We start from the raw sequence: 23,708 nt of genomic DNA on the forward strand, positions 1-23,708 counted from the left end.
GGGTGCGGGGGCCCGACCACGTCAGACGGTGTGGATCAGCGGGCGAACGCGGTGAGCTCGCCGTCCAGGGCGGGCGTCACCTTCGCATGCACGTGCGTACCGTCGGCCAGGTGCTCGGTCTCCAGCACCTCACCCTCGTCGTGGATCCGGCTCAGCAGATCGCCCCGGTCGTAGGGCAGCACCACGTCGACGCGGATCTCCGGACGGGGCAGCTCGTCGTCGATGAGCGCCTTGAGCTCGGCGAAACCGGCGCCGGTCCGGGCGGACACGGTGATGCTGTGCTTCTCCGAGCGGCGGATGCGGTCGATCACCTCGGGATCGGCGACGTCGGCCTTGTTGATGACGATGACCTCGCGGACGTCGTGCGCGCCCACCTCGGCCAGCACCTCGCGTACGGCGCTGATCTGGCCCTCGGGGTCGGGGTGCGACCCGTCGACCACGTGCAGCAGCAGGTCGGAGTCGCCGACCTCCTCCAGCGTCGAGCGGAACGCCTCGATCAACTGGTGCGGCAGGTTGCTCACGAAACCCACCGTGTCGGCGAGCGTGTAGAGACGCCCGTCGGCGGTCTCGGCGCGTCGTACGGTCGGGTCCAGGGTCGCGAAGAGCTGGTTCTGCACCAGCACGCCGGCCCCGGTGAGCCGGTTGAGGATCGAGGACTTGCCGGCGTTGGTGTAGCCCGCGATGGCGACGGACGGCACGTGGTGGTTGCGCCGCGAGGACCGCTTGGTGTCACGCATGGTCTTCATGCCGGTCAGCTCGCGCTTGAGCTTGGCGATGCGGGTGTTGATGCGGCGCCGGTCGAGCTCGATCTTGGTCTCACCGGGTCCGCGCGAGCCCATGCCCTGACCCGCGGCGGCCTGGCCACCGGCCTGCCGGGACATCGACTCACCCCAGCCGCGCAGCCGCGGGAGGAGGTACTGCAACTGGGCCAACTCGACCTGCGCCTTGCCCTCCTTGGACTTCGCGTGCTGGGCGAAGATGTCCAGGATCAGGGCGGTGCGGTCGATGACCTTGACCTTGACGACGTCCTCCAGGCCGCGGCGCTGGCCGGGTGCCAGTTCGCCGTCGGCGACGACGGTGTCGGCCCCTTCGGCGATCACGACGTCGCGCAGTTCCTTCGCCTTGCCGGCGCCCATCCAGGTGCTCGCGTCGGGCTTGCTGCGGCGCTGCAGGACGCCCGCGAGCACCGTCGAACCGGCGGTCTCGGCGAGGGCGGACAGCTCGCGCAGGGAGTTCTCGGCATCCTGGATCGTGCCGTCGTGCCAGACACCGGCCAGCACGACCCGCTCGAGCCGCAGCTGCCGGTACTCGACCTCGGTGACATCGGTGAGCTCGGTCGAGAGGCCCTCGACGCGGCGTAGCGCAGCCCTGTTCTCGCGCTCGAACTGGTCACCGTCGGTGCCGGGATCGAGCACGAAGCCGTCGGCGTCGTAGCGCTCCAGCACGGGTTCGCCGTCGTCCTTGGCGAGCGCCGTGGCGCGGGTGTCGAAGAAGTCGTCGTGTGCAGTCATGTTCTCCTCAGGTTCCCAGACGTCAACAGCATCTGCGAACCGTTTATGCCGGTACGCCGTCCCTACTCCCCGTCCCTACGCCCGCTCTCGTTTCAGCCCGCTCAGCCCCAAACGCGCCACCCACCCCTACGCCCGCTCTCGTTTCAGCCCGCTCAGCCCCAAACGCGCCACCGAACCCCCGTGGGTTGTGGATAACCGTGGGCAGCCTCCCGGAGTCCTCGATGCTGTCCGGATGGCCGCCTCCGACAACGCCCGCGTGTTCATCGATCGCCGGACCGCGCGCACACGTGGTCTGCCGATGAAGGAGCTGCTCAGCACGCAGTACACCAGGGTGTTCTTCGACTGCTACGTGCCGGCAAGCACCCCCGTTACGCAGACACTTCTCGTTCAGGCGGCGCTCTTCTGCGCGCCCGAAGCCCTCGCGGCCAGCCACCACTCGGCCGCTCAGCTGTGGGGCGGCATAGTTCCGCGAACGTCGGATGTGCACCTCGCCGTGACCACTGACGTTCGCACCAAACGCCGTGGGATCCGGACGCATCGCTACGACGTGAGCCCGCGCGTCATGCAGCGATCGGGTGTACCGACAACGACACCCGAGCAGACATTCGTGGATCTTGGCGCGTATCTCGAACTGGTGGATCTGGTGGTCCTCGGCGACTCGCTGATCAGGAAGCAACGAACCACGATCGATCGACTCTCCGCGGCCGCATCGGTCGCATCGGGCAGGGGTTCTGTCACTGTTCGCCGAGCCGCGACGTGGGTGCGCGGGAGCGTGGATTCGCCGAACGAGACGAGGTTGAGGCTGTTGCTCGTCCTCGCCGGCCTCCCCGAGCCCGCGGTGAACACTGCGATCCGAGGGGCCGACGGTGAGATTCAGCGCAAGCTCGATCTCGCGTACGAGAGGGCGAGAGTCGCCATCGAGTACGACGGCCGCCACCACATCGACCGGCAGGAGCAGTGGCAGCGTGACCTTCTGCGCCGCGAGGAGTTGGAGGGGCAAGGATGGCGGTTCGTCGTCATCACCGCGGACGACCTCTATTCGCACCCGAATCGAGTCCTGACGAGGGTGACGGCGGCGATGCGCACGCAGGGAATGCGGGTACCTCGCCTGTCCACCGCCTGGTGCACCTACTTCCATCAGCCGTCCGCAAGCTCAGTGGCCTGACGCGGGCCACGCTTCGGCCCGCTCAGCCCCAAACGCGCCGCCCAGCCCGTACGCCCGCTCGCGTTTCGGCCCGTTCAGCCCGAAACGCAGGTTGTGCGAGTGGACGGCGCACGACCCGCGCGCCGGGAGGTGGGTAGCGTGCTCGCGTGGCGGACTCCGAGGAACATCAGCACTACTTCACCGCGCAGCCCGCGAGCGACGCGGACCGTCGCACGATCAACATCCCGCTGGCCGGAACGACGTACGCCGTGCAGGTCGCCCGCGGCGTCTTCTCCCCCGACCGCATCGACCAGGGCACATCGGTGCTGCTGCGGCACGCTCCACAGCCGCCGACCACCGGCACGTTCCTCGATCTCGGGTGCGGCTGGGGACCCGTCGCGCTGACCCTGGCCCTGCGCTCGCCGCAGGCGAGCGTCTACGCCGTCGACGTCAACGAACGCGCACTCGACCTGACTCGCCGCAATGCCGCGGCGGTCGGAGCTAACGGCCTACGGGCGGAGCTCCCCGACGACGTACCCGCCGACGTCCGCTTCGACCTGATCTGGTCCAACCCGCCCATCCGGGTCGGCAAGCCGGCGTTGCACGACCTTCTCCGTACCTGGTTGCCGCGGCTGAGCGCGTCGGGCGAGGCCTATCTCGTGGTCCAGCGCAACCTCGGCTCGGACTCCCTGCACCGGTGGTCGAGCGAGGAGTTCGCCGGGCAGGGGCTCGTGACCACCCGGCACACGAGCGAGAAGGGCTACCGCATCCTGCAGGTCAGCCGGGCAGGCTGACCCGGCCGTCGGCCACCAGCGCGGCGGGACCGGACAACGAAACCCGGTCGCCTTCGATCAGGACGCCGAGGCGGCCACCGGGCACGTCGACCGTCCACTGGAGCTGATCGGGCGACTGCCCGCTCCACCACCAGGTCGCCAGAGCGGCGGCCGCCGCTCCAGTGCCGCAGCTGAGCGTCTCCCCCACCCCGCGTTCGAAGACCCGCATGCTGATGTGCCCGGGCCCGTGCGCGCGGACGAACTCCACGTTCGTGCCGTCGAACGGTCGCGGGTCGACGTGCGGTGCCCGTTGCAGGTCCAGGGTGCCGAGATCCATCGACGGCGGCAGCGCGACGACGGTGTGCGGGTTGCCGAGATCGAGGCTGAGCGCGGGCAGCGCGTCGGGCGCGCCGACGACCTGGACGACCGCGTCCATCCCCCGCTTGGCGGCCTCGTCCGCCCGCGACAGCCTCCACGGCCCGAGGTCCGTGCTGTAGCCGTCGCCCACCAGGTCGATGCGCTTGACGCCCGCACGGGTGCCGATCTCGAACGACGGACCGCTCGCCAGTCCGTGCTCCACGAGGTAGCGGGCGAAGACCCGCGTGCCGTTGCCGCACATCTCGGCGGCCGATCCGTCGGCGTTGTAGTAGTCCATGAACCACAGCTGCGGGTCGATGTCCGCGGGAGCATCGGCGACCGACTCGGTGCGGGTCACCCGGATCACGCCGTCCCCGCCGATCCCCGCGTGCCGATCGGCGAGGAAGCCGACGTCGGCGGCGGTCAGCGACAGCGCACCGTCGAGGTCGGCCACCAGCACGAAGTCGTTCATCGTGCCGTGGCCTTTGACGAAGTCGACGGTGGGCATGCGTGCCATTGTCACGGACGCGCCGCACGGATCAGCGCCAATGCGCGATCGGTGAGATCCGGGTCGTCGTGATCGAGCCAGGTGATCCGGGGATCGGCCTTGAACCATGCGACCTGTCGGCGTGCGAATCGCCTTGTGGCGAGGGCGGTCTCGTCGATCGCCTGATCCCGGGTCAGATCACCGTCGAGCTGCCCCAGTGCCTGCGCGTACCCGATCGCCCGGCTGGCCGTCCGTCCGTCGCGCAGCCCTTGACCGTCCAGCCGGCGCACCTCGTCGAGCAACCCGTCCTCCCACATCTGACGCGCACGACGAGCGATCCGCTCGTGCAGGAGGGGTCGGTCCGCTCGCAGCCCCACCTGCACGGCCGGGCGGCGGTAGGTGCGCGTGGGCATGGTCGCGCTGAACGGGCGACCGGTCAGCTCGATGACCTCCAGGGCCCGGACGAGACGGCGTCCGTTGGCCGGTCCGATGGCACGCGCCGCCGCGGGGTCCTGCTCCCGCAGCTGTGCATGGAGCGCATCGGGGCCCTCGGTCTCCAGGCGCTGCTCCCACGCGGCTCGCGCACCGGGGTCGGTCGGCGGTATCTCCAGTACGTCCAGAGCCGCCCGCGCGTAGAGGCCACTGCCGCCGACCAGGATCGGCGTACGCCCCCGCGCGCACACGTCGTCGATGGCGACGGTGACGCGTTCCTGGTACGCCGCGAGCGTGGACTCCTCGCGGACGTCCAGCACGTCCAGCAGATGGTGGGGGATGCCGCGTCGTTCGGCGACCGGCAGCTTGGCCGTGCCGATGTCCATGCCGCGGTAGAGCTGCGAGGCGTCGGCATTGACGATCTCGCCGTCGAGCGCCTCTGCCAGGTCCAGCCCGAGGTGGGACTTCCCGGTCGCCGTCGGCCCGACCACCGCGACCACGGTCGCCCGACCGCCCACATCCATGAGGGAAGTATCCAACGCCGTCGACGCGGTCCCCGGGCCGCGGCGAATGGACGTCGTCACGCTCCGCTGCTCGGTCCGGGGACGACGCCGGCGCGCGGGTGTGACGTACGCCTCACCGCGACGCGTACCCATCCGTGATCTGGGTCGTCTCGAATCACACGTAGTTCAAGACGTCCACCACCGAGGAGCATCCATGTCACCGCGCAGGTACGCCGTGATCGGCAGCGGTGTGGCCGGACTGACGGCCGCGCACGTCCTCAGCAAGAGTGGCGACGTGAGCCTGTACGAGGCCGACGAGCGACCCGGTGGTCACGCACATACCCACGACGTGCCGCTCCCCGACGGCAGCACCATCGCCGTCGACAGCGGGTTCATCGTGCACAACGACCGCACCTACCCCACGCTGCAGCGGCTCTTCCGCGAGCTCGGCGTGCCCACTCAGCCGACCGACATGAGCATGTCGGTCTACGTGCCGCAGACCGGCTTCCAGTACGCCGGGGGCAAGGGCCTGAGCGGCATCCTGGCGGACGCCCACACGACGACCCGTCCCGGTTTCTGCCGCATGCTGATCGACGTCAAACGCTTCCACCGCCGCGCTCGCGCCCTGCTCGACGGCCCGGAGCAGGATGATGTGACCATGCAGGACTGGCTCGGTGAGACGACCTACGGTCGCGACTTCACCGAGAACTTCATCCGCCCGGTGATCGCTGCGGTCTGGTCGTGCCCGCCCGACATGGCACTGCACTACCCCGCGCGATCCCTGCTGCAGTTCCTGGACCACCACGGCATGCTCACCGTCAGCGGATCGCCGACCTGGCGCACGGTGACCGGCGGGTCGCGCGTCTACGTCGAGCGCGTCGTGGCGGGTCTGCACCGCACCCTGCTCAACACCCCCGTCGCATCGGTGCGCAAGCTTGCCGATGGCGTGGAGGTCGGTGATTTCGCCGGCAGTCGGGAGGTGTACGACGGAGTGGTGATCGCAACACATCCCCACCAGGCGCTCGCGATGCTGGCGCAGCCCACGGCCGCCGAGGAGCGCGTGTTCAGCGCGATGCCCTATTCGGTCAATACCGCCCAGTTGCACACCGATTCGTCCGTCCTGCCGAGCAACCCGCGCGCCTGGGGCTCGTGGAACTACCTGTCACCCGAGGACGAGGACGGTGTCGTCGTCACCTATGACCTCACCCGACTGATGCGACTGCCGAGCCCGGACGGCACTCGGATGCTCGTCACGCTGGGTGGCGAGCACCGTGTGGACAAGCGCACGGTGATCGCGCAGATGACCTACGAGCACCCGCTCTACACGCTGGGTTCGCTGCGTGCGCAACGCGAGTCGCCCTCGCTCTCCGACGACCGGGTCGCCTTCGCCGGCGCCTACCACGGGTCGGGCTTCCACGAGGACGGGGCGCTCTCCGGACTGCAAGCGGCGACGCGCCTCGGTGGGACGTGGGAGTGAGCCCGCACCCGACGGCCACCGCCTACCTGACACGGGTACGCCACCAGCGCACCTCCCCGATCAAGCATGGATTCAGTTATCCCGGCATCAGCTATCTCGTCGACCTCGACAAGCTGGGCAGCTCCGAACGTCCGGCCGAACTCCCCTGGTGGGCCAGCGCGTTCACCCGCTTCAAGGCCTCGGACCATCTAGGCGACCCGAGCTGTTCCTGGCGAGACAATGTGACGACGTACGCCGCAACGCATGGAATCGATCTGGACGGCGGCACGGTGCGCGTCCTCACGGGAGCTCGCTCCCTCGGCTACGTCTTCAACCCCGTCAGCGTCTACTGGTGCCGGGACCGGGGCGGCGCGCTCGCCTGTGTCATCGCCGAGGTGCACAACACCTACGGCGAGCGACACGCCTACCTGGTGCGGCCCGATGAGAGCGGCCGCGCTGAGGTGGGCAAGGAGTTCTACGTCTCCCCGTTCAACGACACCGACGGCGAATACACGATGTCCCTGCCCGAGCCGGACGACGAGTTCGCGGTCGCGATCACCCTGCGCCGCACCGGTGAGCGACCCTTCGCGACCACCTGGACCGGCCGACGAATTCGTGGTCGCGGCGAAACCCTGAAAGCTGCCGTCGCCACTCCTCTAGCCTCATACCTCGTCACCACGCTGATCCACCTGCACGGAGTGCGATTGTGGTCGCGGCGGCTCCCGATCCAACCACGACCACAGCACGCGCCCCAGGAGGCAGTATGACCGCCCTGTCCGACCCCTCGACCATGGGGATCGATCCGATCCGGTGGCCTGATGTCGTGCGAATCCCCCGCAGTTTCAAGGCAAGCGCGGCCGAGAGCGTCACGCGCGGCCTCTTCCGTCGGGCGGTCGCGCGACTCGCGATCCGCGTGGTCATGCCGGATGGGACCACGCTCGGCGGGTGCGCCGACGATCCTGCGGCGCCGACCATGCACGTGCACAACCCGCGCGCCCTGATGCGCCGGATCGGCACCGGCGGCCTGATCGGGTTCGGCGAGTCCTATCTGGCCCGCGAATGGGACAGCGAGGATCTCGCCGGGCTCATCGCGGCGTTCGCCGGCGGCATCGACCACCTGGTGCCCACGTCGTTGAAGCGGATGCGATCGGCGTACCTCACGCGCAAGCCGCTCTCCGACAAGCCATCGACGGCGAACTCGCGCAGCAACGTCGAGCGGCACTACGACCTCTCGAACGACATGTTCGCGACGTTCCTCGACCCGTCGATGACGTACTCCGCCGCGCTCATCGAAGGACCGGTCGACGCCGACTCGCTCGAGCTGGCGCAGCACCGCAAGATCGACCGGATGCTCGACCAGGCCGGCGTCGGCGAAGGCAGCCGGGTGCTCGAGATCGGCACGGGTTGGGGCGAACTCGCCCTGCGGGCCGCAGCACGCGGGGCTCATGTCGACTCCGTCACGCTGTCCAGCGAGCAGCTCGCCTGGGCGCAGGGGAAGATCGACAACGCGGGCTTCGCGGCGCGCGTCGACCTGGCGCTGCGGGACTACCGCGACACCCTCGGCCAGTACGACGCGGTGCTCTCGGTGGAGATGATCGAAGCGGTGGGTCTGGAGTACCTCGACACCTACTTCGCCAAGATCGCGCAGGTGCTCGCACCCGGGGGGACGGCGGTCATCCAGGCCATCACCATGCCGCACCATCGGGTGCTGGAGACCAGGAACACCTACACCTGGATCCACAAGTACATCTTCCCGGGCGGCGCGCTGGCATCGGTCGAGATGCTGCGCGATACCGCAGCGCGACAAGGGCTTTCGCTGGGTGATGACCTTCCGATGGGTCAGAGCTACGCCGAGACGCTGCGGATCTGGGCAGAGACCTTCGACGCCGCCCACGAGCGTCTCGAAGAGCTGGGCTTCGACGAGACCTTCCGGCGGATGTGGCGGTTCTACCTGCGCTACAGCGAGGGCGGGTTCCGCGCGGACTACCTCGACGTGCATCAGCTGACCTTCACCAAGGGCGCAGCAGCATGAACTCGGACGTCGCGGGCCGTATCGCCGCCCTGGTCGCACCGCTGTCCGGGGGCGAGCTTCCCGTGCGGTTGACCGCGTGGGACGGCAGCGCCTCCGGACCCCTGGACGCGCCGCACGTGACGTTGGCCAGCCCCCGTGCGATTCGCCGACTGCTCTGGCATCCGGGCGAACTCGGCGCGGCACAGGCGTACGTCACCGGGGAGCTCGATGTCGAGGGCGACCTGGTCGAGGGCCTCTCCCGGGTGCGGGCGACGCTCGCGGCCCGCGGAGTCACCGCCAAGCGTCCCTCCGCGCGGATGCTCGCCGATGCGACCCGACTGGCACGCGAGTTCGGTGTGCTGGGTCGGCCCCTGCCTGCGCCGAAGACGCAGATCGCCGTCCGCGGACGGTTGCACTCCGTCAGCCGGGACCGCGACGTCATCCACAACCACTACGACCTGTCCAACGACTTCTACTCCCTCATCCTCGATGATCACATGGCGTACTCCAGTGCCTATGTCACCGGCGCTGACCTGAACGGCAAGGAGTTGCAGGACTATTCGCTCGAGGACGCTCAGCGCGACAAGCTGGACCTGGTGTGCCGCAAGGCGGGGCTCGATGCCCGTCGCGGTATGCGATTCCTCGACATCGGCTGCGGGTGGGGTTCGCTCTCGCTGCATGCCGCCGCGGCGTACGGCGCGCAGGTCACCGGCGTGACGATCTCCAAGGAGCAGAAGGCGTTCATCGACTCACGCGTCGCCGAGCGGGGCCTGGGCGACCTGGTGGAGATCCGTCTGCAGGACTACCGGGAGATCGCCGACGAGCCGTTCGACGCGGTGGCTTCGCTGGAGATGGGCGAACATGTCGGCGAACGCAACTACGCGGCGTACGCGGACACGCTCGCGCGGTGCGCCTCCGACGATGCACACGTGGTGATCCAGCAGATGTCCCGACACGACGAGCACCCCGGCGGCGGGCCGTTCATCGAGGCGTTCATCGCGCCCGACATGACGATGCGCCCGGTGGGTCAGACGGTCGCCTTCCTCGAGCGGGCCGGCCTCGAGGTGCGCGACGTGCATGCCATGCGCGAGCACTACGTGTGGACGGTGCGCGCCTGGCAGCGTCGGTTCGACGCCGCCAAGGACCAGCTCGTCAAGCTCGTCGGCGACGAGGTCGTGCGGGTCTGGGAGCTCTACCTTGCGGGCGGGCTGCTGGCGTTCCAGGAGGGGCGGATGGGCGTCGATCAGATCACCGCCGTGCGCCGCAGGTCCGGCATGAGCGCACTGCCCGCCGTACGACCGGCGAGCTGGAGTGACCCGCGTGGCTGATTTCCTGCTCGTCTCCGGCGTCAGCCTCCTGCTGCTGGCGGTCCTGCAGGCAGTGACGTTCTTCGTCGGCCGCGCCAAGGGCCGCTACAACGTCGTCGACGTCATCTGGGGATCGGGGCTCGCCCTCGTCGCGCTCGTGGCGCTGGTGCTGGGCACGGGCGGCATCGCTCGACGGATCACACTGGCCGTGCTGGTGATCGGCTGGGGTGCGCGGCTGTCGTACCACATCTGGAAGCGAAGCCGCGGCGGCGAGGAGGACCCTCGCTACGCCGAGTTGCTCGAGGGCAAGGGCACCGGGGCCATCATCGGGCGCATCTTCGTGACCCAGTGGATCGCGCAGTGGTTCATCTCGCTGCCGGTGCAGGTCGCCGGGGCCACCCACGATCCGCGCGGCATCTGGTGGGTCGTCGCGGTCGTCGGAGCCCTGGTGACCGTGTTCGGCATCGCCTTCGAGGCCATCGGCGACGCGCAGATGAGCGCGTTCAAGGCGGACCCTGCGAACAAGGGCACGATCATGGACCGCGGCCTGTGGGGCTGGACGCGGCATCCGAACTACTTCGGTGACGCCTGCGTCTGGGTGGGCGTCTACCTCGTCTCCGCGTCGGTGTGGCCAGGGGTGCTCACGGTGCTCTCACCGGTCGCCATGGTGTTCTTCCTCGTCGTCGCCACGGGCGCGCGACGCCTGGAGAAGTCGATGGCGCAGCGCGAGGGCTACCGCAACTACCAGGAGCGCACCAGCTTCTTCGTGCCCACGCCCCCCGGCAAGCACACCTGACCCGAACTCACTTTTGGACATGCACACCGGGGTATATCTGCCCCGCTGCGCATGTCCGAATGTCTGCGCGATTCAGGAGCGGGCAAGGGTCGACTCGTCGGGCACGTGAGCCGGACGTCGGGTGCGCACCAGCCACCCGGCGCCCACGGCTGCCACGAGCGCGACGGCCCCTGAAACGACATACGCCAGCGTGAGACCTGCGGCGAACGCCTCGTGCAGTGCTCGCGCAAGATCCGCGTGTCGGCTGAGCACCGTCCCGGCGCCGCCCCCGATCACCCGGCTCGCGGTGCGGGCCGGGTCCGTTACGCCGTCGCCGCGCAGAGTTGAGGTGGCGGCCGCGGCTGCGAGGTTGCCGAGCACCGCGATGCCCAGGGCCTGACCGAGCTGACGCGCAGTGTTGATCGCCCCCGACGCGACACCTGCTCGGTCGTCGCCGACGTCCGACGTCGCGGCGGCGGCCATGACCGGCACCGACACCCCGCACCCGATCCCGATCAGGGCGAGGCCAGGAAGCAGCGATGGCCAGTTCGCCTCGATCGAGATGAGCACCGCGCTGAGCAGACCGCCGGCACCGATGAGCCCGAGCCCGCCGCCGATCGCGAGGCCACGCGGCACCTGCTGCATGAACCGACCGGACAGGGGCGACAGCGTTGCGGAGAAGACGGGTAATGGCAGGCAGACCAGGCCGGCCTGGATGGGTGAAAGGCCGAGCATCGTCTGCGCCCAGATGACCGCGTAGGTGAGGGCGCCGAACCCGGCGAACGACAGCGCGAAGGCGGCCCCCACCGTGCCGCCGAACACGCGCCGGCCGAAGAGCGACAGGGTGATCATCGGCGCGGCCACCCGCGATTCGACGATGAGGAACGCGACGAAGGCGAGGACGGCCACGACGAGGCATCCGAGGACGACGGGGGATGCCCAACCGTCGTCGCCCGCGCGGGTGATCGCGAAGGTGAGCATGCCGGCCGCCACCGCGAAGACGAGCGTGCCCGCGACGTCGATGCGGCGGTGCCCACCCGCCTTCGGCGCCGTGATGACCGCCAGCGTGATCAGCACCGTCGCCACCCCGATCGGAGCATTGACCAGGAAGATCCAGCGCCAGGAGATCGTCTGCGTCAGCACGCCTCCCAGCACCGGGCCGACCGCAGATGCCGCGCCGCTCACCGCGCCCCAGACCCCGAACGCCGTGCCGCGATCGCGATCGGTGTAGGCAGAGCTCAGCAGGCCGAAGGTGGTCGCGAACATCGCCGCACCACCGACGCCCTGCAGTGCCCTGGCGGCGATCAACATGGCCGGATTGACAGCCGCTCCGCACAGGCACGACGCCACCGAGAAGACGACGAGCCCGAGGACGTACGTCCTGCGGTGGCCGAGCGCGTCTGCCAGCGAGCCGAAGCCGAGCAGCAATGCCGCCAGAACGAGCGCGTACGCGTCGATGACCCATTGCAGCGCGGCGAACGAACTGGACAGATCGGTGGCCATCGCCGGTAGTGCGACGTTCACGATCGTGACATCGATGAGCAGCATGAAGCTGCCCAGACAGATCGCGAGCATTGGGAGCCACTTGCGCATGGGAAACTCCTCGATGGACGAAGGACGGGCCGCTTCCAACGGTGCTTCCAGCGCGAATTCAGCTCCACCAAGTCGGCCTCGTCGCCACGAAAACTCTCTCCGGCGACCCACGGGGCTCGTAAGCTTCCAGGATGGGCTCGATCGAGCTACACATCCTCCAGTGCCTGATCATCGACGGGCGGATGCCCCTGCGCCGCATCGGCGAGGTGGTCGGCGTCTCGGAGCAGACCGTCTCGCGTCGGTACCGTGCGATGCGCGATGCCGGGCAGGTCCGGGTGCACGCGGTGCGGTCCGGATTCACGGCAACGCGTCAGGCGTGGACGGTGCGGATCCAGAGCCGCCCCGACTCCGCCGAGGCGCTGGCGGATGCGCTGGCCAACCGCGACGACACCGGGTGGATCGCTCTGACCTCGGGCGGCAGCGAGGTCGTCTGCGCCACGAGCGGTCCGGTGGGCTCGAGTGGCGAAGGCGTGCTGCGCCGACTTCCGCACACCGGTGCAGTGCTCAACTTCTCGGCGCAGGCCATGCTCCGCGCGTTCGCCGGCGCGGTCGACGAATGGACGATGTTCGACACCGCGCTCACGACGCTGCAGGCCGCCGAACTGCGCGCGGCTGCGCGTCACCGACGGCACGCCGGGACCGAGGCCATCACCGATGCCGACGCCCCGTTGGTCGCCGCCCTCGCCCGCGACGGACGTGCCACCGCCGCCGACCTCGCCCGTGGGCTGGACTGGCCGGTGTCTCGTGTAGCGGGCCGGCTGGATGCATTGCTCGGAGGCGCGCTCTACGTGCTCACCGACCATCTTCCCGAGACCTTCGGCTATCACGCCTCAGCGATGATGTGCCTCACCGTGAGTCCCGGCCGCGTCGTCGACGTCTGCGAGACCCTCGCGGGGCACCGGCCGACGGGGTTCGTGACCGCCACGACGGGGTCAGCCAACGTGATGGCGACCGTCACCTGCCGGAGCCAGGACGACCTCTTCACCTACGTCACCGAACAGGTGGGCGCACTACCCGGAGTACTGCAGTTGGATCTACTGCCGTACCTGCGGCGGGTCAAACAGGGCGGCAGCCGGGTCGTCGACGGGCGCCTCGTCGCGCCCACGTGACGCGGTACTACGCGGTTTTGGACATGCACACCGGGGCAGATATGCCCCGGTGTGCATGTCCAAAATCTCACGCGGGCTCGCGTACGCCGTGGCGCAGCCAACCGACGACCGTCAGCGCCAGCAGGAAGATGACGCCGACGTAGGCCACGGCTCCTGACCAGCCGTACGCCGAGTAGGCAAGTCCCGCAGCCGCACCGAGTACCGAACTTCCGGCGTAGTAGGCGAAGAGGTAGAGCGAGCTGGCCTCCGCGCGGTGGTCGTGCGCGATGCGACTGACCCAGCCACTTGCGACCGCATGCGCCGCGAAGAACCCGGCCGTGAAGAGCAGCACCCCGATCAGGACGAGGGGCAGTGCCGTGACCCAGGTGAGGAGGAGGCCGATGAGTGCGACGACCTCGGAGGTGAGAAGCACCGCCGCCCGCCCGAACCTGTCGGACAGCCGGCCGGCCGCTGCCGACGACACAGTGCCGGACAGGTACATCAGGAAGACGAGGCCCACAACGGTCTGCGACAGGCTGAACGGCCTTGCCAGCAATCGGTATCCGAGCAGGTTGTAGATCGAGACGAAGCCGCCCATCAGCAGGAACGCAGTGCCGAAGAGTGCCAGCAGCCGGGGACTGCGCAGGTGCCCGGCGACGGCCCGCGCGGTGCGGCGTACGCCGATCGGTTGCGGACGGAAGTAGACCGACGGCGGCGCGAAGCGAACGAAGACGAGGGTGAACGCGAGGCTGACGAGGGCCGCGACCTCCAGGGCCCACCGCCACGTGGACAGGTCGAGCGTGAGGGAGGCGACCACCCGCCCGGCGAGCCCACCGACCGTCGTCCCCGCGATGTAGCGACCCATGGCCGCGCCGAGGTCCTGGGCGTGTACCTCCTCGGCGAGGTAGGCCATTGCGGTGGCCGGCACCCCGGCGAGGGCGATCCCCTGCACCCCGCGCAGCGCCACGAGCAGCCCGAACGACCCCACCCACGGCAGCACGATGCCGACCGCGGCCGTCAGCAGCGCGGAAGTGACCATCACCCGGGTGCGCCCGAACCGCTCCGACAGGGCACTCGCCGGGATGATCGCCAACGCGAGCATGCCGGTGGTCGCCGACACTGCGAGGGCCGAACCGGCGGGTGAGACGTCGAACGCGTCGGAGAGCGCGGGCAGCACAGCCTGCGCGGCGTACATCGCGACGAAGGTCGTCATGCCGGCAGCGAAGAGCGACAGGGTGATCCGCCGGTATCCCGCGTCACCTCGCCGGTAACCCGCGGGGGCTGGAGCTGTCGTCTGAGCCATCCCCGTCATCGTCCCTCAGTCGAACCGGCGCACTGCGCCGAACCCCGCACCGAGATGTCAGTTCGGGAGGGTCGCGGAACCCTGGAACCCTCCTCGATCGACATCTCGGCAAGTTGCGACAGACCTGGGTGCGCTAGCAGGCGCAGGCGGGTCCGTCGGCGGCCGCGCGGGGGGCCGGGGCGCCGATGGACGGCATGCCGAGGGTCACCGTGGGTTTGGCCGTCGCGCCCGTCGCGCCCGGCGTGGCGCCGTCCTGCAACGCGGCCCACGCGTCTCCGCCCGGGGTGCGCCTCACGGAGTAGGCCCCGCCCTGGATGCCGGAGTCGGCCACCAGGTGATGCGGAGCGCCGTAGGTGACACCGACTGTCACCATGTCACCGGGCCTCGCACGCTCGGCACCGTCCGGCACTGCGAAGTGCACCAGGCGGTTGTCTCGGGCGCGGCCGGACATCCGGCCACTGGCTGCGTCCTTACGACCTTCACCGGGAGCGACGAGCACCTCGACCTCACGGCCCTCCAGCGTGCGGTTCTCGGCCCAGGAGACCTCTTCCTGCGCCGCGACCAGCCGCTCGAAGCGTTCCTGCACCACGGCTTTCGGCAACTGGTCGGGCAGGTCGGCGGCCGGGGTGCCGGGGCGGATCGAGTACTGGAAGGTGAACGCCGAGGAGAAGCGAGACTCGCGCACGACGCGCAGGGTCTCGGCGAAGTCGGCCTCGGTCTCGCCGGGGAAGCCCACGATGATGTCGGTCGTGATCGCCGCCTCGGGCATCGCCGCGCGCACCCGCTCGATGATCCCGAGGAACTTGGCCGACCGGTAGGACCGGCGCATCTCCTTCAGCACCCGGTCGGACCCGGATTGCAGCGGCATGTGCAGCGACGGCATGACGTTTGGGGTCCGCGCCATCGCGTCGATCACGTCGTCGGTGAACGCGGCCGGGTGGGGCGAGGTGAAGCGCACCCGCTCCAGGCCCTCGATCTCCCCGCAGGCGCGCAGCAGCTTGCCGAACGCGAGACGGTCGCCGAACTCCACGCCGTACGTGTTGACGTTCTGGCCCAGCAGGGTCACCTCGACGACGCCCTGCTCGACGAGCGCCTTCACCTCGGCGAGCACGTCGCCGGGACGGCGGTCCTTCTCCTTGCCGCGCAGCGCCGGGACGATGCAGAACGTGCAGGTGTTGTTGCAGCCGACCGAGATCGACACCCAGCCGCTGTACGCCGAGTCGCGTCGGGTGGGCAGCGTCGAGGGGAAGGTCTCCAGCGACTCCAGGATCTCGACCTGCGCCTCTGCGTTGTGGCGCGCCCGCTCCAGCAGCACCGGCAGGGATCCGACGTTGTGGGTGCCGAAGACCACGTCGACCCAGGGCGCGCGCTGCACGATCGCGCCCTGGTCCTTCTGGGCGAGACAGCCGCCGACGGCGATCTGCATACCGGGGTGGGCGTCCTTGACGGGCTTCAGCGCACCGAGGTTGCCGTAGAGCTTGTCGGCGGCGTTCTCCCGCACGGCGCAGGTGTTGTAGACGACCACGTCGGCCGCGTCAGGGCGACCGTCGGTCGCCAGGGTCAGCCGGTCGACGTACCCGGCATGCTCGAGCAGCCCACTGATCCGCTCGGAGTCGTGGACGTTCATCTGGCACCCGTGGGTGCGGACCTCGTACGTGCGCATAACGCGGTCCAGGGTACGGCGTGCCGAGGTCGCTCAGATCGCCTTGCCCGGGTTGAGGATGCCGTGCGGGTCGAGCGCAGCTTTGACGGCGCGCTGCATGGCCACGACCTGCGGCCCGAGCTCGCGCTCCATCCCTGCTCGCTTCCACAGACCCACCCCGTGCTCCCCGGTGACGGTGCCGCCCGCGGCCAGCGCCGCGTCGATGATCGCGGTGAACGCGTCCTGGGCGCGCGCCTTCGCTGCCTCGTCGCCGCGTTCGGTGATCATCAGCGGATGCAGGTTGCCGTCGCCGGCGTGCGCGATGTTGGCGATGGTGGTGTCGTAGCGGGCGGCGATCGCGGCGATCTGTTCGAGCATCTGTGGGACGGCCGCCTTGGGCACGCACACGTCCTCGGTCAACACGTCGCCGAGCCGCTCGAGGGCGGGGTAGGCCAACCGCCGCGCGGCCATCATCGCGTCCGCCTCCTCCGAGTCGGCCGCCTCCGCGGTGAAGGTCGCCCCCGCTCCGCTGAACGCCTTCTGCATCGCTGCGGCGCCGGCGGCTCCCGCCTCGCCGGCATCGTCGAACCGGCCGATGAGCACGACGTTCGCCTCGCCGCCGATCCCCAGATGCGCATAGTCGTCCACGGCCTGCAGCGACACCCGGTCGACGAGCTCGAGCGCGGCGGGCGTCAGCCCTTGCGCCGCGACGTCGCGGACGGCCTGACCGGCGCCGGCCAGATCGTCGAAGTAGCCGATGACGGTGTGGCCCGGGTCCGGCAACGGCAGGAGGCGCACCGTGACCTCGGTGACGATGCCGAGCGTGCCCTCCGACCCGACGTACAGACCCATCAGGTCCAGCCCCGTCACGCCCTTCGCGGTCCGCCGACCGAGGCGGACGACCTCTCCGGTGCCGGTGACCACCTCCAGCGCGCGGATGTAGTCGCGGGTGACGCCGTACTTCACACAGCACATACCCCCTGCGTTGGTCGCGACGTTGCCGCCGATCGTCGACCACGGCGAACTGGCCGGATCCGGCGGATACCAGAGGCCGTGCTCGGCGACCGCCTTGCGAAGGTCGTCGTTGATGACGCCCGGCTCCACGACCGCGAGCCGCTCGAGCGGGTCGATCTCGCGGACGGCGTTCATCCGGTCCAGCGAAACGACCACGCAACCCGCGAGCGAGTTCGCGCCTCCCGACAGGCCGGTCCCGGCGCCGCGTGGCACCACCGGAGTGTCGTGCTCGATCGCCCAGTGGACGAGCGCCTGCACCTCGGCGGTGGAGCGGGCGCGTACGACCGCCAGTGGCGTGCCGTAGGGCGCCCACTCGGCCTCGTCGTGCAGGTAGCTCGCCATGAGATCCGGGTCGCTGACGACGGCGGAGGCGTCGAGGACGTCGTGCAGTGAGCTCAGAGCATCGGCTGTGACAGTCACCCGTGCGACGTTACGCCGCGTCGGTCAGTTGCGCGGGACGAGCGCGATGCCGGTGATCGCGAAGACCGATCCCGCGACCACATCGATGGCTCGGCCCGCTCGTCGATAGGCAGCCACCACCGGGGCGGACGACGCAGCGGACGCGACGACGACGTACCAGGCGAGCCCGATGGCCAGGATCGCGCCGAGCACGCCGACCCGGCCACCGACGCTCAGCCCGTGCGGCAGCAGCGAGGCGAAGAGCGCGCCGAAGAAGACGACCGCCTTGGGATTCGCCAGGTTGGTGAAGAGGCCGAGCCGCCAGAAGGAATGGCTCCCGCCCTGGTCAGGGGCCAGCACGCCGTGTCCGGTTTCGGGACGGTGACCCCGGAAGGCGCCGATGAGCACCCGCGCGCCGTAGAGGAAGAGGAGCACGGCACCGACCGTGCGGATCACCAGGTAGAGGTGCTCGTAGCGGGCGATGACGGCGCTCAGCCCCACGAGCGCGCACGTGGCCCAGCAGGCCATCCCGCCGACGACGCCGACGGCCACCGACAGACCCGCCCGACGGCCGTGGGCGGCCGAGGTGCGCAACACCGCGACGAAGTCCGGCCCGGGGATCGCCACGGCGACGAACCAGGCCACGAGGAGGGGAAGCGTCGACGACATCGAACGATTCTCGCGCATCCGCCTCAGTCGCGCTGGTGCTCCGGGGCGTCCGAGACGGCCGCCCGGATGACCGACCAGGAGAGGGCCGACGGGTACCCCTTGCGCGCCAGCATCCCCGCGAGGCGGCGGGTCTGCACGGCGGCATCGAGTCCGTGCATGGAGCGCAGCTTCTTGGTGACCAGCGCCTGCGCCCGGTCCCGCTCGCTCTCGTCATCGATCTGCTCCAGCGCCTCCTGGGCGGTCTCGTCGTCGACACCCTTGCGCCGCAGCTCCTGCGCCAACGCCCGGCGGGCCAGCCCGCGCCCGGCCTGCTGGGAGCGCACGACCATGCCGGCGTACGCCTCGTCGTCGACCAGACCGACCTCCTGCATCCGGTCGAGGACGACCCGCGCCACCTCGTCGTCACACCCCTTGGCGCGCAGCTTGTCCTCCAGCTGCCGACGACTGCGCGGGGCCATCGTGAGCTGACGCAACACGATGGCCCGCGCGATGTCGTGCGGGTTCGGCTCCGGATCGGTCTCGGGCGCCGGCGAGGTCTTTCCCCGCGTCGTCATCTCAGAAGTCGACCGGCACCTCGGCGGGTGTCGCCGACGCGACCACGTCGGCGGGCTTGTCGACCTGCGGGCCGATGCCCAGCTTCTCCTTGATCTTCTTCTCGATCTCATCCCCCAGGTCGGGGTTGTCCTTCAAGAAGGTGCGGACGTTCTCCTTGCCCTGACCGAGCTGGTCGCCCTCGTAGGTGTACCAGGCACCGGACTTGCGCACGAAGCCCTGCTCGACGCCCATGTCGATCAGGCCGCCTTCGCGGGAGATGCCCTGCCCGTAGAGGATGTCGAACTCCGCCTGCTTGAACGGCGGCGCGACCTTGTTCTTGACGACCTTGACGCGGGTGCGGTTGCCGACCGGGTCGGTGCCGTCCTTCAGCGTCTCGATGCGGCGCACGTCAAGGCGCACCGACGCGTAGAACTTCAGCGCCTTGCCACCGGTGGTGGTCTCCGGCGAGCCGAACATCACCCCGATCTTCTCGCGCAGCTGGTTGATGAAGATCGCGGTGGTGCCGGTGTTGTTGAGCGCGCCGGTGATCTTGCGCAGCGCCTGGGACATCAACCGGGCCTGCAGGCCGACGTGGCTGTCGCCCATCTCCCCCTCGATCTCCGCACGCGGCACGAGCGCCGCGACGGAGTCGATCACGATGATGTCGATCGAACCGGAGCGGATCAGCATGTCGGCGATCTCCAGCGCCTGCTCACCGGTGTCGGGCTGGCTGACCAGCAACGAGTCGATGTCGACGCCCAGCTTCTTGGCGTACTCCGGGTCGAGCGCGTGCTCGGCGTCGATGAACGCCGCGATGCCGCCTCCCCGCTGCGCGCTGGCCACGGCGTGCAGCGCGACGGTGGTCTTACCGCTGCTCTCCGGGCCGTAGATCTCCACCACGCGACCGCGTGGCAGGCCGCCGATCCCGAGGGCCACATCGAGCGCGATCGCACCCGTCGGGATGACGTCGATCGGCGGGCGCACGTCGTCGCCGAGCCGCATCACCGATCCCTTGCCGTGCGCCTTCTCGATCTGCGCCATGACGGCATCGAGGGCCTTGACCTTCTCGCCGGGCTTGGGGCCGGCCGGTGCTGGACTCATCGGGTGCTTCTTTCTGCTCGAGGTGGTCGCGCCTGCCGTCGACCTTCTCCCTGCGTCAACGTGCGATGACGTGAGATCTGGTCAGACGCTAGGCACCCCCACCGACAGCCACCGGGCTCGGTCCGGCACGTGTGGACAAGCAGCTCCCCGGGAGGGCACCTGTGGAAAGCGTAGACCAGTGACCGAACACGCGTACGAAGCGACACGCCGTACGTCGGCACTCCCCCGGCGCCGACTCAACCGGCCGGACCCACCACGTGTGCGTTCTGCGTCCGCGGCCAGTGCTGCAGCCCTGGCCACCGACGCAAAACCCCCACCACACACGAAACGTGCGACGGATCCCCAACCGACTCAACCTTTCGAGCCGCTTCCTGACACTCCGCTGCGGGCGCACCTCGCTGCGCGCTTCGTCAGCGACTCAGCCTGACCAGGCCCGTGTGATTGTCCTGCGGCAGCTGTCCGTCGATGACCGCGCCCACGCTGATGGCGTCGAGCGTCACCAGTCCGCCGAAACTGGTCATGAAAGAGGTGTCCGCGGCATCACGTCCGGTCGCCACCCGCAGCAGCGACTGCCGCGGTGCGAGGCCGGTGGCATCCACCGTGTGCCACGCCCCCTCGACGTAGACCTCGACGACCGCGTGGAAGTCCATCGGATCCAGACCGGCTGCGTAGACCGCGATCAGCCGCGCCGGCACGCCACGGGCGCGCAGGATCGCGATGGCCAGGTGCGCAAAGTCGCGGCACACGCCGTTGCCGAGCAGGAAGGTGTCGAGTGCGCCGTCGGTCGGCCGCGAGGAGCCCGCGACGTACGCCGTGCGCCGCTGCACCCACTGCCGCACGGCGAGCACCAGCTCGACTCCGTCGAGATCGCCGAAGAGTTCCGCAGCCACTCCGAAGAGCCGGTCGGACTCGGCGTACCGGCTCGGCACCTGGTTGCCCAGCTGCGCGCCGGTGCCCTCGTCACCGTCCTCCTCGTAACCGGAAACCGTTGCCTCGTAACGCATCTGGTACGCGCCGGGCGTCGCCTCGAAGAGGTGCAGCACCCCGTCGTGGGTGTCCTCCACCTCTTGGACGTCGACATCGTCACCATCACGCGTGATCCGCATCGACTCGTCGATCTGCAGGCCCTTGCACCGCGCCGCAGCGACCGCGAGCACGATCCTGGCCGGCCCGTCGACCCGGAAGTCCAGGGCGGCGTTCACCATCCGCTTCACGCCTACGGCTCCTTCGTCTCGGTGCCCGGCAGATCGCGGCCCAGCCACCGCTCAGGGGGCACCTCGAGGTCCACGCAGAGCGCGCGCCACACCTCGCGCGGGCCCACGCCGTCCTCCAGGGCCTCGTCCGCGCTGCGATCCTGCAGCGCGTGGATCGCGTGCGACCGCGCGAGCACCCGGCTGTATCCCGAGCCGAACTCGTCGTCCATCAGCCGCCAGAACTCGCTCAATCGCACGCCGCCAGTCTGACAGCCGTCGGCGTGCCCGAACGACGCTGCGCAAAGCAGCCCACTCGGCGCGGCCCACCCGAGCCACGCGCGATACTTCAGCCATGCGCCTCATCACCGCTCCCGCCGTCCCCGACTCCCCCGCACGGGTGCACGCTCCACAGGACGCTCCCGTGCGCGTCGGACTGGTGCAGCACGCGTGGGATCCCGACGCCGCGCGCCTGACGCAGACGCTGCACGAAGGCATCGGTCAGGCCGCGGATGCCGGCGCCCGATTCGTCTTCCTGCCCGAGCTGACCCTGTCGCGCTATCCGGCCGACACCCTCCCTTCGGGCGTGGCATCCGAGACGGCCGAGGATCTCTCAGACGGCCCGACGATGCGCTTCGCCCGCGACGCCGCGCGCGAGCACGGCGTCTACGTGCACGCCTCTCTCTACGAACGCGCCGACGCCGAGGACGGCCGCGGCCTCAACACCGCGATCCTGGTCTCGCCCGACGGCGACCTGGTGCAGCGCACCCGCAAGACGCACATCCCTGTGACCGCCGGCTACTACGAGGACAAGTACTTCCGCCCGGGTCCGGCGGATGACGCCTATCCCGTTGCGATCGTGGAGGATCCGGCGATCAAGCTGGGTATGCCGACGTGCTGGGACGAGTGGTTCCCCGAGGTCGCGCGGTCGTACGCGCTCGCCGGTGCCGACGTCCTCGTCTACCCCACGGCCATCGGCTCGGAGCCGGACCACCCGGAGTTCGACACCCAGCCGCTGTGGCAGCACACGATCGTCGCGCACGCCATCGCCAACGGGCTCTTCGTGATCGCTCCCAACCGCTGCGGCAGCGAGGGACTCATCACGTTCTACGGCACGTCGTTCGTGGCCGATCCGTACGGCCGCGTCCTGGTGCAGGCACCCCGCGACGAACAGTGCGTGCTGGTGGCCGACCTCGACATCGCCCAGCGACGCGACTGGCTCGACCTCTTCCCGTTCCTCGCCACCCGTCGTCCAGACACCTACGCGTCGCTCTCCGCGCCGATCCGTCCGGAGCACCGGCGCACGGTCGACCAGTGACGGCGCCGATGGCCGGCGACTGGCGGATGCCGCCGGAGTGGGCGCCGCACGCGCGCACCTGGATGGCGTTCCCGACGAAGGGCTACACGCTCGGTGACACGCCTGCGGAGGCCGAGGCGGCGCGGCGTACCTGGGCATCAGTCGCCAACGCCGTCGCCCGCTTCGAGCCGGTCTCGATGGTGGTCGCGCCGGCGGACGCCGACCTCGCGCGCGGCCTGCTCGACCCCGCGGTCGAGTTGCACCAGACCGATCTCGACGACGCCTGGATGCGCGACATGGGCCCGTCGTTCGTGCTGTCGGCCGACGGCTCGCGCCTCGGCGCGGTCGACTGGGTCTTCAACGGGTGGGGTGCGCAGTCCTGGGCCAGCTGGGAGTACGACGCGCAGATCGGCAGGTATGTCGCAGGGCTCGCCGGTGCCGAGGTCGTCACGTCGCCGATCGTCAACGAGGGTGGAGGTTTCCACGTCGACGGTGAGGGGACCGTGCTGCTGACCGAGACGGTGCAGCTCGACCCCGGGCGCAACCCGGGCGCCACGAAGGCGTCCATCGAGGCCGAGTTCGCGCGCAGTCTCGGGGTGGACACCTTCGTCTGGCTGCCCCGCGGGCTCACCCGCGACTACGACGAGTTCGGCACCCGGGGCCATGTCGACATCGTGGCGACGTTCCCGTCCCCCGGCGTGGTGCTCGTGCACTCCCAGGAGGACCCGGACCACCCCGACCACGCGGTCAGCCGGTCGCTGATCGACAGCCTGCGCGGCGTCGTGGAAGCGGGCGGACGCACGCTGGAGATCGTCGAGATACCAGCACCAGCAACGCTCTTCGATGACGACGGGCCGGTCGACTACAGCTACGTCAACCACCTGGTCGTCAACGGCGGGGTCGTCGCCTGCACCTTCGACGACGCCCACGACGACCGTGCGCTGGACGTGCTGCGGCAGGTCTATCCCAGCCGTGAGGTGGTCGGGGTCGACGCCCGCGAGATCTTCGCTCGCGGCGGCGGCATCCACTGCATCACGCAACAGCAGCCCGCCCTTCCCTGATCTCGCGGGACGTACCCCGCTGACCCGCGAGGTGGTTGTCGGTGGCTGATGGCAGGCTGGC

General features: G+C 69.7%; 22 protein-coding genes. 10 read left to right on the forward strand and 12 right to left on the reverse strand.

Annotation, left to right across the window (positions count from 1 at the left end):
• Positions 1-35: 35 nt before the first annotated feature.
• A complete protein-coding gene (gene hflX / locus HNR15_RS10855) occupies positions 36-1,511 on the reverse strand; it encodes a GTPase HflX (protein WP_179481664.1) in 1,476 nt (491 codons plus the stop codon).
• On the opposite strand from hflX, the gene HNR15_RS18845 reads away from it, so the two are divergent.
• On the forward strand, positions 1,483-2,676 hold the full coding sequence (locus tag HNR15_RS18845; protein WP_179481667.1) for a DUF559 domain-containing protein: 1,194 nt from the start codon (positions 1,483-1,485) through the stop codon (positions 2,674-2,676). The two genes, hflX and HNR15_RS18845, sit on opposite strands and share 29 nt — an antisense overlap.
• A 146-nt stretch (positions 2,677-2,822) precedes the next feature.
• Positions 2,823-3,449: a methyltransferase gene (locus tag HNR15_RS10865; RefSeq protein WP_179481669.1), complete on the forward strand. Its 627-nt coding sequence runs from the start codon at positions 2,823-2,825 to the stop codon at positions 3,447-3,449.
• On the opposite strand, the gene dapF is transcribed toward HNR15_RS10865, so the two are convergent.
• Together dapF and miaA are read right to left on the reverse strand one after the other, a co-directional pair.
• On the reverse strand, positions 3,433-4,293 hold the full coding sequence (gene dapF / locus HNR15_RS10870) for a diaminopimelate epimerase (protein ID WP_179481671.1): 861 nt from the start codon (positions 4,291-4,293) through the stop codon (positions 3,433-3,435). The genes HNR15_RS10865 and dapF overlap by 17 nt on opposite strands.
• Positions 4,294-4,304: 11 nt before the next feature.
• A complete protein-coding gene (gene miaA, locus HNR15_RS10875) occupies positions 4,305-5,228 on the reverse strand; it encodes a tRNA (adenosine(37)-N6)-dimethylallyltransferase MiaA (RefSeq protein ID WP_179481673.1) in 924 nt (307 codons plus the stop codon).
• Between the two features lie 193 nt (positions 5,229-5,421).
• Here miaA and HNR15_RS10880 point away from each other — a divergent pair, with 193 nt between their 5' ends.
• The 5 genes from HNR15_RS10880 to HNR15_RS10900 are packed head-to-tail and all read left to right on the forward strand — an operon-like array spanning position 5,422 to position 10,777.
• Positions 5,422-6,684 carry an NAD(P)/FAD-dependent oxidoreductase gene (locus HNR15_RS10880; RefSeq protein WP_179481675.1) on the forward strand — a complete coding sequence of 421 codons (1,263 nt, stop codon included), beginning with the start codon at positions 5,422-5,424 and terminating at the stop codon, positions 6,682-6,684.
• Positions 6,681-7,430, forward strand: coding sequence for a DUF1365 family protein (locus HNR15_RS10885; protein WP_179481678.1), 750 nt, complete (start codon positions 6,681-6,683; stop codon positions 7,428-7,430). The genes HNR15_RS10880 and HNR15_RS10885 overlap by 4 nt, the downstream gene beginning before the upstream one ends.
• Positions 7,427-8,695 carry an SAM-dependent methyltransferase gene (locus HNR15_RS10890; protein ID WP_179481680.1) on the forward strand — a complete coding sequence of 423 codons (1,269 nt, stop codon included), beginning with the start codon at positions 7,427-7,429 and terminating at the stop codon, positions 8,693-8,695. The genes HNR15_RS10885 and HNR15_RS10890 overlap by 4 nt, the downstream gene beginning before the upstream one ends.
• Positions 8,692-10,002 (forward strand): SAM-dependent methyltransferase, encoded by a 1,311-nt coding sequence (locus HNR15_RS10895; protein ID WP_179481682.1) that lies wholly within the window; start codon positions 8,692-8,694, stop codon positions 10,000-10,002. Before HNR15_RS10890 ends, HNR15_RS10895 begins: the two co-directional genes overlap by 4 nt.
• Positions 9,995-10,777 carry a DUF1295 domain-containing protein gene (locus HNR15_RS10900; protein ID WP_343048511.1) on the forward strand — a complete coding sequence of 261 codons (783 nt, stop codon included), beginning with the start codon at positions 9,995-9,997 and terminating at the stop codon, positions 10,775-10,777. The genes HNR15_RS10895 and HNR15_RS10900 overlap by 8 nt, the downstream gene beginning before the upstream one ends.
• 72 nt (positions 10,778-10,849) lie before the next feature.
• On the opposite strand, the gene HNR15_RS10905 is transcribed toward HNR15_RS10900, so the two are convergent.
• Entirely contained in the window at positions 10,850-12,349 is a 1,500-nt protein-coding gene (locus HNR15_RS10905) for a DHA2 family efflux MFS transporter permease subunit (RefSeq protein WP_179481686.1), read from the reverse strand.
• A 131-nt stretch (positions 12,350-12,480) separates the two neighbouring features.
• On the opposite strand from HNR15_RS10905, the gene HNR15_RS10910 reads away from it, so the two are divergent.
• On the forward strand, positions 12,481-13,458 hold the full coding sequence (locus tag HNR15_RS10910) for an Lrp/AsnC family transcriptional regulator (RefSeq protein WP_179481688.1): 978 nt from the start codon (positions 12,481-12,483) through the stop codon (positions 13,456-13,458).
• A 67-nt stretch (positions 13,459-13,525) separates the two neighbouring features.
• Here HNR15_RS10910 and HNR15_RS10915 read toward each other — a convergent pair whose 3' ends face one another.
• The 8 genes from HNR15_RS10915 to HNR15_RS10950 all read right to left on the reverse strand — a co-directional run bounded on the left by HNR15_RS10915 (position 13,526) and on the right by HNR15_RS10950 (position 21,549).
• Complete coding sequence (locus tag HNR15_RS10915; protein ID WP_246305919.1) at positions 13,526-14,740, reverse strand: MFS transporter; 1,215 nt, start codon at positions 14,738-14,740, stop codon at positions 13,526-13,528.
• A 133-nt stretch (positions 14,741-14,873) separates the two neighbouring features.
• Positions 14,874-16,403 (reverse strand): tRNA (N6-isopentenyl adenosine(37)-C2)-methylthiotransferase MiaB, encoded by a 1,530-nt coding sequence (miaB, locus tag HNR15_RS10920; protein WP_179481692.1) that lies wholly within the window; start codon positions 16,401-16,403, stop codon positions 14,874-14,876.
• Between the two features lie 33 nt (positions 16,404-16,436).
• Positions 16,437-17,816 carry an FAD-binding oxidoreductase gene (locus tag HNR15_RS10925; protein WP_343048512.1) on the reverse strand — a complete coding sequence of 460 codons (1,380 nt, stop codon included), beginning with the start codon at positions 17,814-17,816 and terminating at the stop codon, positions 16,437-16,439.
• 24 nt (positions 17,817-17,840) lie between these two features.
• Complete coding sequence (locus HNR15_RS10930) at positions 17,841-18,464, reverse strand: LysE family translocator (RefSeq protein ID WP_179481694.1); 624 nt, start codon at positions 18,462-18,464, stop codon at positions 17,841-17,843.
• 23 nt (positions 18,465-18,487) lie between these two features.
• Positions 18,488-19,018 carry a regulatory protein RecX gene (locus HNR15_RS10935; protein ID WP_246305920.1) on the reverse strand — a complete coding sequence of 177 codons (531 nt, stop codon included), beginning with the start codon at positions 19,016-19,018 and terminating at the stop codon, positions 18,488-18,490.
• A gap of 1 nt (position 19,019) precedes the next feature.
• Positions 19,020-20,099 carry a recombinase RecA gene (recA, locus tag HNR15_RS10940; protein WP_179481696.1) on the reverse strand — a complete coding sequence of 360 codons (1,080 nt, stop codon included), beginning with the start codon at positions 20,097-20,099 and terminating at the stop codon, positions 19,020-19,022.
• A gap of 410 nt (positions 20,100-20,509) precedes the next feature.
• Positions 20,510-21,304 carry a transglutaminase-like domain-containing protein gene (locus HNR15_RS10945; protein WP_179483723.1) on the reverse strand — a complete coding sequence of 265 codons (795 nt, stop codon included), beginning with the start codon at positions 21,302-21,304 and terminating at the stop codon, positions 20,510-20,512.
• Between the two features lie 11 nt (positions 21,305-21,315).
• Positions 21,316-21,549, reverse strand: a complete 234-nt coding sequence (locus HNR15_RS10950) for a DUF3046 domain-containing protein (protein WP_179481698.1) — start codon at positions 21,547-21,549, stop codon at positions 21,316-21,318.
• A gap of 95 nt (positions 21,550-21,644) precedes the next feature.
• Here HNR15_RS10950 and HNR15_RS10955 point away from each other — a divergent pair, with 95 nt between their 5' ends.
• Together HNR15_RS10955 and HNR15_RS10960 are read left to right on the forward strand one after the other, a co-directional pair.
• Complete coding sequence (locus HNR15_RS10955; protein WP_179481700.1) at positions 21,645-22,607, forward strand: nitrilase-related carbon-nitrogen hydrolase; 963 nt, start codon at positions 21,645-21,647, stop codon at positions 22,605-22,607.
• 26 nt (positions 22,608-22,633) lie between these two features.
• Positions 22,634-23,647, forward strand: coding sequence for an agmatine deiminase family protein (locus HNR15_RS10960; RefSeq protein WP_179483724.1), 1,014 nt, complete (start codon positions 22,634-22,636; stop codon positions 23,645-23,647).
• Positions 23,648-23,708: the final 61 nt, after the last annotated feature.

It is taken from the genome of Allobranchiibius huperziae, assembly GCF_013410455.1.
In the GTDB taxonomy this organism is placed as follows: domain Bacteria; phylum Actinomycetota; class Actinomycetes; order Actinomycetales; family Dermatophilaceae; genus Allobranchiibius; species Allobranchiibius huperziae.

Coding starts and splice junctions, on each gene's coding strand:
- hflX (WP_179481664.1), bottom strand. CDS start 1,511: ATGACTGCACACGACGACTTCTTCGACACCCGCGCCACGGCGCTCGCC.
- dapF (WP_179481671.1), bottom strand. CDS start 4,293: ATGCCCACCGTCGACTTCGTCAAAGGCCACGGCACGATGAACGACTTC.
- miaA (WP_179481673.1), bottom strand. CDS start 5,228: ATGGATGTGGGCGGTCGGGCGACCGTGGTCGCGGTGGTCGGGCCGACG.
- HNR15_RS10880 (WP_179481675.1), top strand. CDS start 5,422: ATGTCACCGCGCAGGTACGCCGTGATCGGCAGCGGTGTGGCCGGACTG.
- HNR15_RS10890 (WP_179481680.1), top strand. CDS start 7,427: ATGACCGCCCTGTCCGACCCCTCGACCATGGGGATCGATCCGATCCGG.
- HNR15_RS10895 (WP_179481682.1), top strand. CDS start 8,692: ATGAACTCGGACGTCGCGGGCCGTATCGCCGCCCTGGTCGCACCGCTG.
- HNR15_RS10905 (WP_179481686.1), bottom strand. CDS start 12,349: ATGCGCAAGTGGCTCCCAATGCTCGCGATCTGTCTGGGCAGCTTCATG.
- HNR15_RS10910 (WP_179481688.1), top strand. CDS start 12,481: ATGGGCTCGATCGAGCTACACATCCTCCAGTGCCTGATCATCGACGGG.
- HNR15_RS10915 (WP_246305919.1), bottom strand. CDS start 14,740: ATGGCTCAGACGACAGCTCCAGCCCCCGCGGGTTACCGGCGAGGTGAC.
- miaB (WP_179481692.1), bottom strand. CDS start 16,403: ATGCGCACGTACGAGGTCCGCACCCACGGGTGCCAGATGAACGTCCAC.
- HNR15_RS10930 (WP_179481694.1), bottom strand. CDS start 18,464: ATGTCGTCGACGCTTCCCCTCCTCGTGGCCTGGTTCGTCGCCGTGGCG.
- HNR15_RS10935 (WP_246305920.1), bottom strand. CDS start 19,018: ATGACGACGCGGGGAAAGACCTCGCCGGCGCCCGAGACCGATCCGGAG.
- recA (WP_179481696.1), bottom strand. CDS start 20,099: ATGAGTCCAGCACCGGCCGGCCCCAAGCCCGGCGAGAAGGTCAAGGCC.
- HNR15_RS10945 (WP_179483723.1), bottom strand. CDS start 21,304: ATGGTGAACGCCGCCCTGGACTTCCGGGTCGACGGGCCGGCCAGGATC.
- HNR15_RS10955 (WP_179481700.1), top strand. CDS start 21,645: ATGCGCCTCATCACCGCTCCCGCCGTCCCCGACTCCCCCGCACGGGTG.
- HNR15_RS10960 (WP_179483724.1), top strand. CDS start 22,634: ATGCCGCCGGAGTGGGCGCCGCACGCGCGCACCTGGATGGCGTTCCCG.